Raw genomic sequence first — 16,312 nt, 5'->3', positions numbered from 1 at the left:
TTTTAATTGCTGATTAATAAATTTTAAGGATATTAACGTGACAAATGCTTCTAAGTTCGGCAAAGTTGCCGTGTTGTTTGGTGGTAAATCTGCTGAACGTGAGGTGTCATTAGCCAGTGGTAAAGCTGTATTAGAAGCATTGCTCCATTCGGGTGTAAATGCTGAAGGTTTTGATCCTCAAGATCGGAGTGTAACCGAACTCACGCAGTACGATCGTACATTCATTGTTTTACATGGTCGTGGTGGAGAAGATGGTCAAATTCAAGGTGCACTTGAATGGTTAGGTGTGCCATATACTGGAACAGGTGTTCAAGGCTCTGCCATTGGAATGGATAAAATTAAAACCAAGCAAATTTGGCAAGGTTCTGAACTCCCGACAGCACCCTATCGTATTGTGGCAAAAGATTCTAATTTACAGGATGTTGTAGACTCAATTGGTTTGCCATTCATTATTAAGCCAGTACATGAAGGTTCTAGTATTGGTATGAGTAAAGTCGAAAAAATAGAAGATTTCGCACTTGCAATTGAAAAAGCTACACAACATGATGCTGTTGTGATGGCTGAAAAGTGGATTACAGGGCGCGAATTTACCATTGTCATTTTAAACAATCAAGCCTTACCAGTCATTCGTTTACAGCCACCTGAAGATGTTGCTTTTTATGATTATGAAGCAAAATACACGCGTAATGATGTTGAGTATGGGATTCCGTGTGGTTTAACACCAGAAGATGAAAAGCGTCTTCAAGCATTGTCCTTAAGAGCTTTCCAAGCAGTTGGAGCAAGTGGTTGGGGACGTATAGATGCAATGCAAGATGAAGAAGGAAACTTTTGGCTATTAGAGGTTAATACTGTGCCAGGAATGACGAGTCATTCTCTCGTTCCGAAAGCAGCTCAAGCAGTTGGTTATAGCTTTGAAAGTCTATGTGTTGCTATTCTTGAGCAGACCTTAATAGAAGTGACCCACTAGATTATGGCTCAACTTCCAGCTTCAATGCGTCGAAAGAAAGTAGCAATAACCTCGATTCATGATAAACCACCATCGCGTAAGGATAAGCTTACAAACTTTGGTGGGTGGGTGTTGTTGTTGGTTGCCTTTGTCATTTTAGTCTTGGGCTTGTTTGGTTTATATCAAGTCATGACCAATGCTAAAGTTGCAGAGCTTGATGTTGTAGGCACACAATCTGGAGTTGAGCAAAAACAAGTTATCAATCATGTAATGCCTGTTGTTACAAGTAATTATTTTACATCCGATTTAAAGCAAATTCGAGATAAGGCATTAGAGTTATCTTGGGTCGATCGCGTAGTTGTTTCTCGCTCATGGCCGAACTCAATTCGAGTTCGAGTTATGCCAAAACATGCAATTGCACGGTGGGGTACAGGGCGTTTGCTGAGCGATAGCGGAGATGTATTTACTGAAGTTGTGACTAAAAATAATCAGCAATTACCTTTGTTACATGGACCGATTCATCAATCAAAAATGATGATGCGTCGCTATAATGAGATTAACCAACTATTTTTACCTGTAAATCTGCGGTTAAAAGAACTTTATTTAACAGATCGAATGACATGGTTTATGCAATTTGATTCCGGGCTACGTATTATTGTAGATCAAGATCAAATGATGAGTAAATTACAGCGATTAAGTTATCTGGCAGAACATGATCTAAAACCTATTTGGAATCAAATTTCTGCAATTGATGTACGATATCGAAATGGATTAGCAATACAATGGAAGAATTCAGTACCACCTAAGATAATAAATGGTAATTTTGTTGTAACGAGTAATGACATAAACATTGCAGATATAATAGGGGTGAAGCCATAATAATAGGCTTTATAAATAATAGGCTTTAAAAGCCATAAATCAGACACATATGTAATGGTAGTAGATAATGAGTGAAGCTGTTCCCTCAGTTGTAGCAATAGACATTGGGACGCACAAGGTTTCAGTTTTGATTGGTAAGGTACACGAGTCCAATAATATTGAAGTTATTGGTATGGCAACTGCTCGTAACCGAGGCATGAGTAAAGGAAAAATTGTTAGTCTAGATAAAGTCATAACTGCCATAAAAAATGCCGTTCAAGAAGCAGAAGATATGGCAGAATGTCGTGTGCATTCAGCATGGATTTCTATTCCGAGCACAGAATTAAAAAGTTTTTATGCTTCTGGTCGAACACCAATTGAAAACCATGATCATACAATAACAACAAGTGAAGTTGTACGAGCATTGGAGCTAGCGAAAGCAAGCCATCTCACTTCAGATCATTATTTAGTGAGTGCGGTACCACTGGGTTTCGATTTGGATGATTCTGGTGAATGGGTACAAAACCCTATTCGTATGTCAGCACATAGTATGACTGCTCATTATCAGTTGATGATGTTGCCTATCAGTACTATGCAAAACTTAGATCGGGCATTAAAAGGTGCAAATATTGGCGTTGAGAAGATGGTGGTCTCTAATCTTGCAACGGCCGAAGCAACCTTGTTAAAAGATGAAAAAGAGTATGGTGTCTGTCTGGTTGATATTGGTGCAGGTACGACCAATTTAGCGGTTTATTTAGATGGGCGTTTAGCATTTGCTCAAACGATTCAACGTGGTGGAGAACATGTCACACGTGATATTGCAGCAGTGTTACAAACAACGACTGAAGAAGCTGAAAGAATTAAACTCCTTTATGGATGTGTCGACTTAAGTGTGGTGAAGCCTGATCATATGATCCAGATTCAAGGGATAGATGGGCCTCAGACGATTAGCCGTATAGAGTTGGCTGAAATTATTATCGCACGTTATGACGAAATTTTTAGCCAAATTAGCCATGAATTAGAGCAAAGTGGCGCAATTCATGGCTTATATCATGGTGTTGTTTTAGCAGGTGACGCGAGCCAAATTGAGGGTATGGTGAGTCTGGCTCGTACACGCTTAGGTGTTTCTGCGCATTTGGGTAATCCACCTGTAGAAGTTTATGCTGATGAGCAAAACCAAGCATCATTACGTCGTTCACAATATGTTACGGCAGCAGGCTTACTCATGTATAGTCAAACCTATGCACAAGAGACTATTGTCGAAACTGAAGAATTAGAGAAACTGTCTATTTTGGGACGGTTTGGTCGAGCTTGGTCAGGCTTAAATGACAAATTAAAATCAATTTTTTAGTAGAATTGTTGCAATCTAGTGTGAAGAAGTAGGTGAATAATGACTTGTACTTGACAAGTGCGTTATAGCACCGCATTCTTAAAACAATTTTTTTAAGAACAAGGCAGTATACGGGCATTTGTCGCTGCCAATAGCAAATTAGGATATCTAAAGGTCATGGCATCATTTGATTTTTTTGAAGATGATCAAGCAGACAATAACGGCCAAGCCCGTTTCACTGTTTTTGGTGTGGGTGGTGCAGGTGGTAATGCTGTACAACATATGTTGCAATCAGACATTCAAGGCGTAAGATTTGTTTGTGCAAATACAGACAAGCAAGCTTTGGATCGAATGGATTCAAAATTCAAAATCCAGTTGGGTGAGCAAAGTACGCGTGGACTAGGTGCTGGAGCGAATCCTCAAGTCGGACAAACTGCCGCAGAGGAAAGTCGAGAATTAATACGCCAACAACTTGAAGGTACGGATATGGTATTCGTCACTGCGGGTATGGGTGGTGGTACCGGTACAGGCGCTGCACCAGTTGTCGCTGAAATTGCAAAAGAAATGGGTATTTTAACGGTTGGTGTTGTAACTACTCCATTTAATTTTGAAGGAAAACGCCGTCTTCAATCTGCAGAAAAAGGAATTGAAGCATTAGAACAGCATGTTGATTCTTTAATTATTATTCCAAATCAACGTTTATTGAAAGTATTTCGTGATATTTCAATGAAAGATGCATATAAAAAAGCAGATGATGTTTTATTAAATGCTGTCCGTAGTATCTTTGATTTAGTTGTACGCCCAGGTCATATCAACCTTGACTTTGCTGACTTGAAAACAGCAATGAGCACTCGTGGTTATGCCATGATGGGGGTGGGTACGGGTCGTGGTGAAACGCGTGCACGTCAAGCTGCAGAGCAAGCAATTCGTAGTCCGTTGCTTGATAATGTAACGATCATGAATGCGAAAGGTATTTTGATTAATGTAACAGGCGGTGATGATGTTACATTTGGTGAAATTGAAGAAATTACAGATGTTGTCAATCAAATTGCAGATTTGGAAGAAGGTCAGGTCTTCTATGGCACTGTATTTGATCCAGATGCGCGTGATGAGCTTAGCGTTACCGTTATCGCTACAGGATTGACACGCAACTCAGCGGATGCGGTAGAGCCTGTAAAACGCTCAGTTTCACAGAATACACATGTAAATAATAGTGCTGTAGATGAAGATGATGTCCCTGCAATTCAGCGTCAACAGGCAGAATCTGGACATCCAGCATCTTCACAGGGTGGTACAGGGGTTTCTCGTCCAACCCCGATGAGCATTCAAGATTATTTGAAAAATCAGCAACGTAAATGATTTTTTAACGTCTTTACCTCCATTCCTTAAATAAAAAGGTAGCGAAGATGCTACCTTTTTGTTTTTTATCAATAGCTAAATATGCTAACGTATAAGCTTATTTTTAGGTAGGCGATTAAAGAAACATGTTGAAACAACGTACCTTACAACGTGTCGTGAAAGCGAGTGGTATTGGTCTACATAGTGGTCAGAAAGTGCTGATGAACTTTGTGCCTCACCATGCTGATGGAGGTATTGTTTTTCGTCGTATTGATTTAAGTCCGCCTGTTGAGATTCACGCGAATGCAATGTTAGTTCAAGAGGCATTTATGTGTTCAAATTTAGTCCTAGAAAATACAAAAGTAGGGACGATTGAGCATGTAATGAGTGCAATTGCAGGTTTAGGTATTGATAATTTAATTATTGAAGTTTCTGCCTCAGAAGTTCCTATTATGGATGGTAGTGCGGGGCCATTTATTTATTTGCTGATGCAAGGCGGTTTAAAAGAATTAGATGCACCCAAAAAATTTATTAAGATTTTAAAACCAGTTAAAGCCCTCATTGATGATAAAAAAGCAATTTTTAGCCCTCATGAAGGATTTCAACTCAATTTCACGATTGACTTTGATCATCCTGCATTTAAAAAAGAATATCAGTCAGCGAGCATTGATTTATCAACAGAAGTTTTTGTGTATGAAGTCAGCGATGCTCGAACCTTTGGCTTTATGAAAGATTTGGATTATTTAAAAGCAAATAATCTAGCATTAGGTGCAAGTTTAGAAAATGCAATAGGTGTAGATGATACAGGTGTTGTGAATGAAGAGGGACTTCGTTACTCAGATGAATTTGTAAGGCATAAAATTCTAGATGCAGTTGGTGATTTGTACCTATTAGGACATCAAATTATTGCAAAATTTGATGGTTATAAATCAGGTCATGCATTAAATAATCAGTTGCTGCGCAATGTTCAAAGTGACCCAAGTAATTATAAAATTGTAACATTTGATGACATGGAAAGTTGTCCAATTAAGTATGTAAGTGTGATGTAATCGTTTGTCTTGATAAGGAAAGTTTTACAAAAATCACAAAATATTAATGTCTACCGATATTTTAAATGAACAAAAAAGTGAATAAACAAAATGTTATTTTTCATTTTTACTTGCCAAACGTAATAAAGCTTGGCTAAGCTTAGGATCAATTATAAAGTCAGCAGCACTTTTGAGCATCTCTTGAGTATCCGTACTAAGCGATTTCGGAATAGCTTTGGGTTTTAATGATGTCTTAGCAGACACTCTTAAGCGAACTTGGATTTTGTTTAAATCCTTAAATTCGTTGAGTTGTGAAAGCTGTGTAATATAATGCTTTTGTAAATAAGCAAGCTGACTGATCATTGCTTGATTTAATCCAGTAATCGTTAGAATGCCTTGTTGATAACAAGCAACTTGCCATTGTTCTGGTTGGGGCAATAAAGGTTGAATTAATCGTGTAAGTTGTTGCCATGCAGCAATTTGTGTAGAAAGGAACGTTAAGTTTCCCGTTTTTTTTTGTTTTCTTGTTTGTTGGAAAACGTTAATAAGTTCAGACATACATAATTTCTCCACCATTATGTCTTAATCTTATACGTTCTATTAACTTAATTTCAAGGATAGAAATTATCAAGAAAATTTGTGAGGAGGATTGATCATGAGGTTTTTATGTCGATAAAACGTATAATTTTTGCTTTTTCAATTGCAGCAACAACAATATCTACTGCATTTGCGGACTTAGTTGATTTAAATGCTGTAAACAATCAATCAATGGATCGAATCGAACAACTGACAAAATCATTAAATTCATCATCAACTAAAATGTCAGTAACTTTACGTGATAAGAATAAAGCGATTGAAATAGATAATGAATCTTTAGAAAAAAAATATGGTTTAAATGTTTCTTCCAATTTTAATGCTTCTAATAATCCCTATTCATGGTTGGTCACTCATCCATTACCTTCTGCACGAGTAAGTTCAAATTATGGTGGCAGAACAATGGGAGGACGTGCAGAAAATCATTCAGGTCTTGATTTAGCCGCACCGGCAGGTACACCTATCTATGCCACTGGTCCTGGCATTGTAACAAAATCAGGTTGGGGCACAGGCTATGGACAATATGTTGAAATTAACCATGGTAATGGTTATTTAACGCGTTATGCACATGCTTCACGTTTAATCGTAAACGTGGGTGATCAGGTAGAAGCAGGTGATCATATTGCTAATGTTGGCTGTACAGGACGTTGTACAGGTCCTCATTTACATTATGAAGTTGTCAAAGATGGACAGCGTAAAAATCCATCTTCTTATTTGGCAATGCTTGATTAAAATTTCAAATTATTTTAACACTTCATTAAAATTAACCTCATTTCACTTAACATGACTGAAGGATTGGTCATGTTGAGTCATTTTTATTTTATTAGTATAAAATTGCCCATTTTTTCTTCACCTGTTTAAATGAATGCTTAATTGGCTTATTTTTTAATCAAAAATCGTAAAAAGATCAATCACTATTTATTTCCTAAATAATAGACCATTGTCGTATTCATTTATGGCGATATGTGTTGTGCTTAAAAATGTGGTACATATATGCACTATTAATAGGTTCATAGGATAGGTGAAACATGGCGTTTTATGGCGATACTGACGCGCAAGAAACCCAAGAATGGCAAGAAGCTTTTGACTCGGTTTTGCAACATATGGGCACTGAGCGTGCTGCATTTTTATTAGAAAAGCTCTATCAGCAAGCGATTGCAAAGCATGTACCTATTCAGCGCCTAAATACCCCTTATCTCAATACTATTTCTGTAGCGGAACAGCCTGCAATGCCAGGTGATCAAGATATGGAGCGTCGTATTCGTGCACTTATTCGTTGGAATGCACTTGCGATGGTACTTCGAGCGAATAAAACAGGTGATGACTTAGGTGGACATTTAGCAAGTTTTGCTTCGTCTGCGACGTTATATGATGTAGGTTTTAACCATTTTTTCCGTGCAAATAGCGATAATTTTGGCGGAGACATGATTTATTACCAAGGGCATTGTGCGCCTGGTATTTATGCTCGTTCGTTTTTAGAAGGACGCTTAACTGAAGAGCATTTAAGTAATTTCCGTCGTGAAGTTGCTGGTAAAGGCTTATCAAGCTATCCACATCCGTATTTAATGCCTGACTATTGGCAATTCCCAACAGTATCTATGGGTCTTGGTCCAATTATGTCGATTTATCAAGCGCATATTCAAAAATATTTGATGAATCGTGGTTTGATTAAAGAAGAAGATCGTAAGGTATGGGCTTATCTTGGCGATGGGGAAATGGATGAGCCAGAAAGTACTGGTGCTATTTCTTTAGCAGGTCGTGAAAAGTTAGATAACTTAATTTGGGTTGTGAACTGTAACTTACAGCGCTTAGACGGTCCTGTGCGTGGTAACGGTAAAATTATACAAGAACTTGAATCGTTATTCCGTGGTGCAGGCTGGCGTGTGATTAAAGTAGTATGGGGCCGCCATTGGGATCCTTTACTCGCAAAAGATGAGACAGGCGCGCTTCAAGCTGTGATGGAAGAAACTTTAGATGGTGAATATCAGCGTTACCAAGTAAAAGGTGGTGCGTATACACGTGAAAAATTCTTTGGTAAATATCCAGAAGCAGCTGAACTCGTAAAAGATTTAAGTGATGACGATATTAATGGGTTAAACCGTGGCGGACATGATCCATATAAAGTATTTGCTGCTTATGCAGAAGCCTGTACAGCAAAAGGTCAACCGACTGTAATTCTAGCGAAAACAGTAAAAGGTTATGGTTTATCTGAAGAGCTTGAAGCGGTAAATAAAACGCATCAAATTAAAAAGATGCAAATTGAATCTTTAAAATATGTACGTGACCGTTTTAATTTGCCATTTAATGATGAACAATTAGAAGAAGTACCTTTCTATCGTCCAAGCGAAAACTCGCCTGAATTAAAATATATGAAAGCACGTCGTGAAGCTTTAGGTGGTTATCTACCTGCACGTCGTAAAGATAGCGAACAACTTGCTATCCCTGAATTATCTGCATTTGATGCAGTGCTGAAAGGTTCAAATGGTAAAGCACAATCAACGACGATGGTCATGGTTCGTTTGATTGCAGCCTTGCTGAAAGAAAAAGCCATTAAAGATCGCGTCGTTCCAATTGTACCTGATGAAGCACGTACGTTCGGTTTGGAAGGTATGTTCCGTCAGTTGGGTATCTATGCAGCGAATGGTCAACAATATACACCTGAAGACCAAGAGCAGTTAATGCATTACCGTGAAGCAAAAGATGGTCATATGCTTCAAGAAGGTATTAATGAAGCAGGTGCAATGAGTGCATGGGCTGCATTAGCAACGAGTTATTCAACCAATAACTTGCCAATGATTCCAATGTATATGTATTACTCAATGTTTGGTTTCCAACGTATTGGCGATATTGCGTGGGCTGCAGGTGATGCACAGGCACAAGGCTTCTTGTTAGGTGCAACTGCTGGTCGTACGACATTAAATGGTGAAGGCTTACAGCACCAAGACGGGCACTCTCACATTCTTGCAAATACGATTCCAAACTGTATTTCTTATGATCCATGTTTTGGTTATGAGCTTGCTGTCATTGTTCACGATGGTTTACAACGTATGTATGTAAATCAAGAGCGTGTATTCTATTACTTAACAGTAATGAATGAGAACTACGAGCATCCTGAAATGCCTGAAGGTGTTGAAGAAGGGATTAAACGTGGTTTATATCTACTTGAAAAAGATGAAAAAGCAACGGTTCAGTTGATGGGTTCAGGGGTTATTCTTCGTGAAGTGATCAAAGCTGCTCAAATTTTACGTGATGAATATCAAATCCATTCAAACGTATGGAGCGCAACAAGCTTTAATGAATTGGCGCGTGATGGTATGGCGTGTGAAGAATACAATCGCCTCCATCCTTTAGCTGAGGAAGAGAAAGAATCTTGGGTATCTAAACAACTTCGTGGTACGAAGGGTATTGTTGTTTCTGCAACAGATCATGTCCGTGCATACAGCGAACAAATTCGCGGATATCTTCCAGATAACCGTCCATTTGTTGCATTAGGTACAGATGGTTATGGTCGTTCAGATACGCGTGGAAATTTACGTAGTTATTTCGGTGTAGATGCAGCACATATTGTTGTTGCAACATTGAAAAAACTTGCTGATGAAGGCGAAGTAGATGCACGATTAGTGAAAGATGCAATTTCATCTTTTGAATTGGAAACAGAGCGTCCAGTTGCTTGGCAACCTCAAGTACATCCAGAACTTCATGCGGTTGCTGATTATAAAGAGGAGAAATAATCATGCAAATTACGACTCCTGATATTGGTGTAGATAAAGCAACTGTTGCAGAAATCTTAGTTAAAGTGGGCGATACCATTGCCGTAGATGACAGTCTTATATTGCTAGAGTCTGACAAAGCCTCTGTTGAAGTGCCTAGCACTTCAGCAGGTGTGGTAAAAAGTATTTTAGTAACTTTAGGTGATGAAGTTTCTGAAGGGGCTGTTCTTATTGAATTAGAAGCTGATGCTCAAGTTAAAGTACCAGTTGCAGCGGCACCAAAAGCTGAAGTCAAATCTGAGCCAGCTGTAGTAAAAGTAGAGACTCCACTGGCAGTTGCAGCGGTTACGACTTCTCAGATTGTTGATATTCAAGTGCCTGATATTGGTGTAGAAAAAGCAACAGTTGGTGAGATTTTAGTTAAAGTTGGCGATTCAATTGCAATCGACGACAGCATTGTTGTCGTTGAATCTGATAAAGCGACGGTTGAAGTTCCAAGTACTGTTGCGGGAATTGTCGAAGCAATTGAAATTAAAGAGGGCGATACTGTTAAAGAAGGTGTTGTTATTCTTAAAGTTAAAACTACAAGTGCAGTTTCAGCTGCTACGGTAGAAACTGTTCAAGTGACAGCACCTGTTGAAGTAAAGCAAGCCGAAGTAGCTGTACCTGTTGCTGTTGTTACGACAGGACCGATTGAAATTTCTGTACCTGATTTAGGTGTAGATAAAGCAGCAGTTGCCGAAATTTTGGTTCAAGTTGGCGATAAAGTTGAAAAAGATCAAAGTATTATTGTCGTTGAATCTGATAAAGCAACGGTAGAGGTTCCAAGTACAACCGCAGGTACCATCAAAGCGATTCATGTTCAGCTTGGTCAAAGTGTTTCAGAAGGTGTGGCATTACTGACGATTGAAGCTGAAGGTCAAGCAGTTGCTTCAGTAACGACGACATCAGTGCCAAAAGTTGCACCATCGGCACCAGTGATCGCAAAAGTAGAATCAACTTCTGCGTCAGTTACGACAACAAGCAGTGTTGATAAATTAACGAAAGAGCAAAATGCAGCAAATGCAAAAGTTTATGCAGGTCCTGCGGTGCGTAAACTTGCACGTGAGCTAGGTGTTGTTTTGGCTGATGTGAAAGCATCTGGTGCACATTCACGCCTCATTAAAGAAGATTTATTTGCTTATGTGAAAGGTCGTTTAACTGCACCACAACCTGTAGCTGCTACCCAAACAGCAGTTGTTTCAGGTTTGCCAAAACTTCCAGATTTTACGGCATTTGGCGGTGTGGAAGAGAAAGTTTTGACGCGTTTACAACAAGTGTCAATTCCACAACTTTCTTTAAACAATCATATACCACAAGTAACGCAGTTTGATTTAGCTGATATTACTGAGCTTGAAGCATGGCGTAATGATCTTAAGGGCAACTTTAAGAAAGAAGGTATTAGTCTTACGATTATGGCTTTCATTATTAAAGCGGTGACGCACTTGTTAAAAGAAGAGCGTGAATTTGCTGGTCATTTAGCAGATGATGGTAAATCAGTTTTACTTCGTAATGAAATTCATATGGGTATTGCAGTTGCTACACCAGATGGTTTAACTGTACCCGTATTACGTAATCCTGATCAAAAAACCATTAAGCAAATTGCGGTTGAGCTAGGGACTTTAGGTCAAAAAGCACGTGATAAGAAACTTTCACCAAAAGATCTTCAGGGTGCTAACTTTACGATTTCGAGTCTTGGTGCGATTGGTGGAACTGCCTTTACGCCGCTTGTAAATTGGCCACAAGTTGCTATTTTGGGTATTTCACCTGCAACGATACAACCAGTGTGGAATGGGCAAGGCTTCGATCCTAAGTTGATGTTACCATTATCATTGTCTTATGATCATCGTGTTATTAATGGTGCAGACGCAGCACGTTTCACCAATAAATTAACTAAATTACTTCAAGACATCCGTACTTTATTAATTTAATTCATTCATGCGTTTATCATGAAAACCCTGCTTCGGCAGGGTTTTTTATTGCAAATCGGACTAAATGAGCTATAATTACACTACTTCATTGGGGAGTAGCCGCTGTTCTATATGAACAGGTGATGATCAACATATTTGCTTTAAAACAAGCATGGTCATCATAGCAAAGAACCAAATGAGCTTTCTCTAAGCTTTCTTTTGTTGGCAAGACCTTTGATTTATCACTCTGCTTTTGGCTAGCAGGAGGGATGAATCATTGGTATGTAATTGCTAGCCAGAGAAACACATCATGCTAAATGCTTTTCTGATTTCTTTAGTTGTTGTTGCCTTGTCTGAGATGGGCGATAAAACACAGCTGCTTGCATTATTACTTGCTGCAAAATTTCGTAAACCTATTCCAATTTTGTTTGCTATTTTTTTAGCGACGGTAGTGAACCATGGGGTTTCTGCTGTACTTGGTCAATGGATAACGACTGTTCTGAGTGAAACGACATTACTGTGGTTAGTTTCTTTGGGCTTCATTGGTATGGCTGTATGGATGTTGATACCTGATAAATTAGATGATGAGTCTGAAAGTATTAACAGGTGGCAAAAATATGGCGTATTTGGTGCAACTTTTATCTTGTTTTTCTTAGCAGAAATTGGAGATAAAACTCAAATAGCTACAATTGCTTTGGCAGCACGTTTTGATAGTATTGGTTGGGTGACTATTGGCACAACGCTTGGAATTATGTTGGTGAATTTACCTGCAGTTTTCATTGGTGATAAATTAGCAGATAAGCTTCCAATTGCTTTAATTCATAAAATAGGTGCAGCAATTTTTCTTATTATGGGTGTTGGTGCATTATTACAACATTACTTTCTATAAATTATAAACCACGTGCCTATAAGCCCGAGCAATCTGCAAGGGTTTTAAGCAGAAGATTGGAAAATAACGAATAAATTTAAATAAATAATATGTGAAATATATTTTAATTATATGAATTGTAATAATTTTTATATTTAAAAAGTATTCAATTCTATTGAATTTAAAAAGTAACTTTTTTATATTTTCGTCTAAGAGTTAAACCATAGATGGCGAGAATTTCGATTATGTTATTAAAACTTCCTGAAAAAGAAGCATGTTTAAGCTGTGGAGCATGCTGTGCATTTTTTCGTGTATCATTTTATTGGGCTGAAGGGATTGAAATTCCAGAAAATATGATAGAACAGGTTACTCCAATATATTCATGTATGAAGGGAACCAACCAACAACAACCTAAATGTATCGCATTACAGGGTATTGTAGGAGAACAAGTGAGTTGTGGAATCTATGAAGTACGAAGTTCTTCATGCAAAGAAGTTCAGGTCGCAGATGAGCAATGTAATAAAGCACGCATGGCATATAATTTAATTCCATTCATTTCAATAGAAACAGAAATACCAATGAATGATGAGGAATATGAGCAAGTCATATAAATCTGAAATTTCTAGATTTATATCGGTATTGAATCAAATAAAAAATACAGTGAGAGAGCTGGATTAGAGTGTTCATTTTAAATAAAAATGAACTTTTAATTATTACAATGCACTTTTAATCTAAATTTGTTTATAATAGCGCACGGAAATCACCAGCGAGACTGTTATGTTGACCATCGTTCAAGAAGCCCTCACCTTCGATGATGTCTTATTACTCCCTGCCTATTCTACTGTCCTTCCAAAAGATGTCTCATTAAAGACACGTTTTACTCGTGGCATTCAACTCAATATTCCACTCGTTTCAGCTGCTATGGATACTGTGACAGAATCACGTATGGCCATTGCAATGGCACAAAGTGGTGGTATTGGTATTTTACACAAAAATATGGATATTTCAGCCCAAGCTGCTGAAGTTCGCCGTGTGAAAAAGTTTGAAGCAGGAATGGTGAAAGATCCAATTACTGTCACACCTGAAACAACGGTTCGTGAATTAATTGCCTTAACGCAAGCAAATAATATTAGTGGCGTGCCTGTTGTTAAAGATGGCAAAGTTGTTGGTATTGTGACAGGTCGTGATACTCGTTTTGAAACGAATTTAGAGCAACCTGTTAGTAATATTATGACTGGGCATGATCGCCTTGTTACGGTTCATGAAAATGAATCAAAAGAAAATATTCAAGCATTGCTGCAAAAACACCGCATTGAGAAAGTACTGGTTGTTAATGACAATAATGAACTCAAAGGTCTGATTACAGTAACAGATTTCCGTAAAGCGGAATCTTATCCGAATAGCTGTAAAGATGATTTAGGTCGTTTACGTGTGGGTGCTGCTGTTGGTACAGGAATTGAAACACCAAGTCGTGTAGAAGCATTGGTTGATGCAGGTGTAGATGTCATTGTGGTTGATACCGCACATGGCCATTCTGCTGGTGTGATTGAACGTGTACGTTGGGTGAAAGCAAATTACCCTCAAGTTCAAGTTATTGGTGGTAATATTGCAACAGGTGATGCTGCGCTTGCTTTATTGGATGCAGGTGCAGATGCGGTGAAAGTCGGAATAGGACCGGGTTCTATTTGTACGACACGTATTGTTGCAGGGATTGGAATGCCACAAATTTCAGCCGTTGATAGTGTTGCAAATGCGTTAAAAGATCAAATTCCATTGATTGCAGATGGCGGTATTCGTTTCTCTGGTGACATGGCGAAAGCGATTGGTGCTGGTGCAAGTACGATTATGGTTGGTTCATTACTTGCAGGAACGGAAGAGGCTCCTGGAGAAGTTGAGTTTTTCCAAGGTCGTTATTATAAAGCATATCGTGGTATGGGATCATTAGGTGCAATGGCGGGTGCGACAGGTTCTGCAGACCGTTACTTCCAAGATTCTAAAGCAGGTGCAGAAAAACTTGTACCAGAAGGAATTGAAGGTCGAGTACCTTATAAAGGACCAATGGGCAATATTATTCATCAAATGATGGGTGGTTTGAGTTCATCTATGGGATATACGGGTTCTGCAACGATTGAAGATTTACGCCAGAATGCAAAATTTGTCAAAATTACGGCTGCAGGCATGCAAGAGTCTCATGTTCATGATGTGACGATTACAAAAGAAGCACCTAATTATCGTGTTGGCTAAGCTTTATTAGTTTATTTACGAAAATGCCGTCATATCTGTGACGGCTTTTTTGTTTTTGGTGTAAAGTAATTAAAATATTTGTAATGATAAGACCACCGTAAGTAGTGAGCAAAACATGAGTTATTTTGGTACTGATGGAATTCGTGGGAAATTTGGGGAATTTCCAATCACACCTGAGTTTGCATTAAAATTAGGATTTGCAGCAGGAAAAGTTTTAAAAAATGCGACGACAAAAAATAAACCTATCGTTGTATTGGGTAAAGATACGCGTCTTTCTGGTTATATTTTAGAATCTGCTTTACAAGCTGGGCTTAATGCTGCTGGTGTATATGTACATTTGTTGGGGCCACTACCAACACCTGCTATTGCTCATTTAACGCGTGCATTGCATGCAAGTTTAGGAATTGTGATTTCAGCATCGCATAATGCATATTTTGATAATGGAATTAAATTTTTTTCAGGTGATGGAAAAAAATTACCGAATGAAATACAAGATGCGATTAATCAAGAATTAGCCAATGATTTGTATATTGAAGATACTGCAAATTTAGGAAAAAGTGTTCGTGTTAAAGATGCCAATGGGCGCTATATTGAATTTTGTAAATCAACTTTTCCATACCACTATGATTTATCACGCTTAAAAATTGTTGTGGATTGTGCAAATGGTTCCGCATATAACGTGGGACCTGCTGTTTATCGTGAATTAGGTGCAAAAGTTATCACTTTGCATAATGAACCGAATGGTTTAAATATTAATGAAAACTGTGGTTCAACGCATCCAGAATCGTTACAGCGCGCTGTTATAGAGCATGGTGCAGATCTAGGAATAGCGTTTGATGGTGATGCTGATCGGGTTATGATGGTCGATCAGAATGGCCAACTGATGACGGGTGATCATATTTTGTATATCTTAGGCACACAAACCACGCAAAAACCTGTCGGAATTGTGGGTACTTTAATGAGTAATATGGCTTTAGAGCTTGCACTTGAGAAAGTTAATATTCCACTATTACGTGCTAATGTTGGTGATCGTTATGTCTTACAAGGTCTGGAAGAAAAAGGATGGGTGATTGGCGGTGAACCATCTGGACATATTTTGACTTTGGATAAGAGTACAACAGGTGATGCTATTATTGCTTCACTGCAAGTACTCACTGTGATGATTGAGCAAAATAAAGCATTACATGAATTAATTGATGGTTTTACATTATTGCCAAATGTACTGGTGAATGTCAGCTTAACACAGATGTTTGATCCGTATAGTATTCCCGCATTGGTGACTGAATTTGAGAAAGCAGAACAACAATTAAAGGGACGAGGGCGTCTCTTGATTCGAAAATCTGGTACCGAACCGATGATTCGTGTGATGGTTGAAGGTGAAAATTTAGAAGAAGTAACAGTATTAGCAAACCATCTAGCAGATGTTATTAAAGCCAATGCAATTTAG

General features: G+C 38.4%; 13 protein-coding genes and 1 riboswitch. Of the genes, 12 read left to right on the top strand and 1 reads right to left on the bottom strand.

Annotation, left to right across the window (positions count from 1 at the left end; all coding sequences use genetic code 11):
• The first annotated feature begins 37 nt into the window (after positions 1-37).
• The 5 genes from B9T31_RS01330 to lpxC all read left to right on the top strand — a co-directional run bounded on the left by B9T31_RS01330 (position 38) and on the right by lpxC (position 5,521).
• Positions 38-967 (top strand): D-alanine--D-alanine ligase, encoded by a 930-nt coding sequence (locus B9T31_RS01330; protein WP_086180162.1) that lies wholly within the window; start codon positions 38-40, stop codon positions 965-967.
• 3 nt (positions 968-970) lie between these two features.
• On the top strand, positions 971-1,825 hold the full coding sequence (locus tag B9T31_RS01325) for a cell division protein FtsQ/DivIB (protein WP_086180161.1): 855 nt from the start codon (positions 971-973) through the stop codon (positions 1,823-1,825).
• A 67-nt stretch (positions 1,826-1,892) separates the two neighbouring features.
• On the top strand, positions 1,893-3,155 hold the full coding sequence (gene ftsA, locus B9T31_RS01320) for a cell division protein FtsA (protein WP_086180160.1): 1,263 nt from the start codon (positions 1,893-1,895) through the stop codon (positions 3,153-3,155).
• 156 nt (positions 3,156-3,311) lie between these two features.
• Positions 3,312-4,493 carry a cell division protein FtsZ gene (ftsZ, locus tag B9T31_RS01315; protein ID WP_086180159.1) on the top strand — a complete coding sequence of 394 codons (1,182 nt, stop codon included), beginning with the start codon at positions 3,312-3,314 and terminating at the stop codon, positions 4,491-4,493.
• 125 nt (positions 4,494-4,618) lie between these two features.
• Positions 4,619-5,521: a UDP-3-O-acyl-N-acetylglucosamine deacetylase gene (gene lpxC / locus B9T31_RS01310; RefSeq protein WP_086180158.1), complete on the top strand. Its 903-nt coding sequence runs from the start codon at positions 4,619-4,621 to the stop codon at positions 5,519-5,521.
• Positions 5,522-5,614: 93 nt separating this feature from the next.
• Here the strand turns inward: lpxC and B9T31_RS01305 are convergent, their stop codons facing one another.
• Positions 5,615-6,058 carry a DUF721 domain-containing protein gene (locus B9T31_RS01305; RefSeq protein WP_086180157.1) on the bottom strand — a complete coding sequence of 148 codons (444 nt, stop codon included), beginning with the start codon at positions 6,056-6,058 and terminating at the stop codon, positions 5,615-5,617.
• Positions 6,059-6,166: 108 nt separating this feature from the next.
• Between B9T31_RS01305 and B9T31_RS01300 the strand changes: the two genes are divergently transcribed.
• The 7 genes from B9T31_RS01300 (at position 6,167) to glmM (ending at position 16,312) form a co-directional block, all read left to right on the top strand.
• A complete protein-coding gene (locus B9T31_RS01300; protein WP_086180156.1) occupies positions 6,167-6,826 on the top strand; it encodes a M23 family metallopeptidase in 660 nt (219 codons plus the stop codon).
• A 296-nt stretch (positions 6,827-7,122) separates the two neighbouring features.
• A complete protein-coding gene (gene aceE, locus B9T31_RS01295; protein WP_086180155.1) occupies positions 7,123-9,825 on the top strand; it encodes a pyruvate dehydrogenase (acetyl-transferring), homodimeric type in 2,703 nt (900 codons plus the stop codon).
• Positions 9,826-9,827: 2 nt separating this feature from the next.
• A complete protein-coding gene (locus tag B9T31_RS01290; RefSeq protein ID WP_086180154.1) occupies positions 9,828-11,774 on the top strand; it encodes a 2-oxo acid dehydrogenase subunit E2 in 1,947 nt (648 codons plus the stop codon).
• A gap of 78 nt (positions 11,775-11,852) precedes the next feature.
• A riboswitch (yybP-ykoY riboswitch) is annotated at positions 11,853-11,992 on the top strand.
• A gap of 71 nt (positions 11,993-12,063) precedes the next feature.
• Positions 12,064-12,642 (top strand): TMEM165/GDT1 family protein, encoded by a 579-nt coding sequence (locus B9T31_RS01285; protein WP_086180153.1) that lies wholly within the window; start codon positions 12,064-12,066, stop codon positions 12,640-12,642.
• Between the two features lie 224 nt (positions 12,643-12,866).
• The gene (locus B9T31_RS01280) at positions 12,867-13,232 is read left to right on the top strand and encodes a YkgJ family cysteine cluster protein (RefSeq protein WP_086180378.1); all 366 of its coding nucleotides are present in this window, start codon (positions 12,867-12,869) and stop codon (positions 13,230-13,232) included.
• A 166-nt stretch (positions 13,233-13,398) separates the two neighbouring features.
• Positions 13,399-14,865, top strand: coding sequence for an IMP dehydrogenase (gene guaB, locus B9T31_RS01275; protein ID WP_086180152.1), 1,467 nt, complete (start codon positions 13,399-13,401; stop codon positions 14,863-14,865).
• Positions 14,866-14,980: 115 nt separating this feature from the next.
• Positions 14,981-16,312 (top strand): phosphoglucosamine mutase, encoded by a 1,332-nt coding sequence (gene glmM / locus B9T31_RS01270; RefSeq protein WP_086180151.1) that lies wholly within the window; start codon positions 14,981-14,983, stop codon positions 16,310-16,312.

The sequence above is a fragment of the Acinetobacter sp. ANC 4558 genome, from assembly GCF_002135375.1.
Taxonomy (GTDB): Bacteria; Pseudomonadota; Gammaproteobacteria; order Pseudomonadales; family Moraxellaceae; genus Acinetobacter.
The sequence above is the reverse complement of the archived record's forward strand: the minus strand, read 5'-3'. Positions and strand labels throughout refer to the sequence as shown.

Coding starts and splice junctions, on each gene's coding strand:
- B9T31_RS01305 (WP_086180157.1), bottom strand. CDS start 6,058: ATGTCTGAACTTATTAACGTTTTCCAACAAACAAGAAAACAAAAAAAA.
- guaB (WP_086180152.1), top strand. CDS start 13,399: ATGTTGACCATCGTTCAAGAAGCCCTCACCTTCGATGATGTCTTATTA.
- B9T31_RS01285 (WP_086180153.1), top strand. CDS start 12,064: ATGCTAAATGCTTTTCTGATTTCTTTAGTTGTTGTTGCCTTGTCTGAG.
- aceE (WP_086180155.1), top strand. CDS start 7,123: ATGGCGTTTTATGGCGATACTGACGCGCAAGAAACCCAAGAATGGCAA.
- ftsZ (WP_086180159.1), top strand. CDS start 3,312: ATGGCATCATTTGATTTTTTTGAAGATGATCAAGCAGACAATAACGGC.
- B9T31_RS01280 (WP_086180378.1), top strand. CDS start 12,867: ATGTTATTAAAACTTCCTGAAAAAGAAGCATGTTTAAGCTGTGGAGCA.
- lpxC (WP_086180158.1), top strand. CDS start 4,619: ATGTTGAAACAACGTACCTTACAACGTGTCGTGAAAGCGAGTGGTATT.
- glmM (WP_086180151.1), top strand. CDS start 14,981: ATGAGTTATTTTGGTACTGATGGAATTCGTGGGAAATTTGGGGAATTT.
- B9T31_RS01300 (WP_086180156.1), top strand. CDS start 6,167: ATGTCGATAAAACGTATAATTTTTGCTTTTTCAATTGCAGCAACAACA.
- B9T31_RS01290 (WP_086180154.1), top strand. CDS start 9,828: ATGCAAATTACGACTCCTGATATTGGTGTAGATAAAGCAACTGTTGCA.
- ftsA (WP_086180160.1), top strand. CDS start 1,893: ATGAGTGAAGCTGTTCCCTCAGTTGTAGCAATAGACATTGGGACGCAC.
- B9T31_RS01325 (WP_086180161.1), top strand. CDS start 971: ATGGCTCAACTTCCAGCTTCAATGCGTCGAAAGAAAGTAGCAATAACC.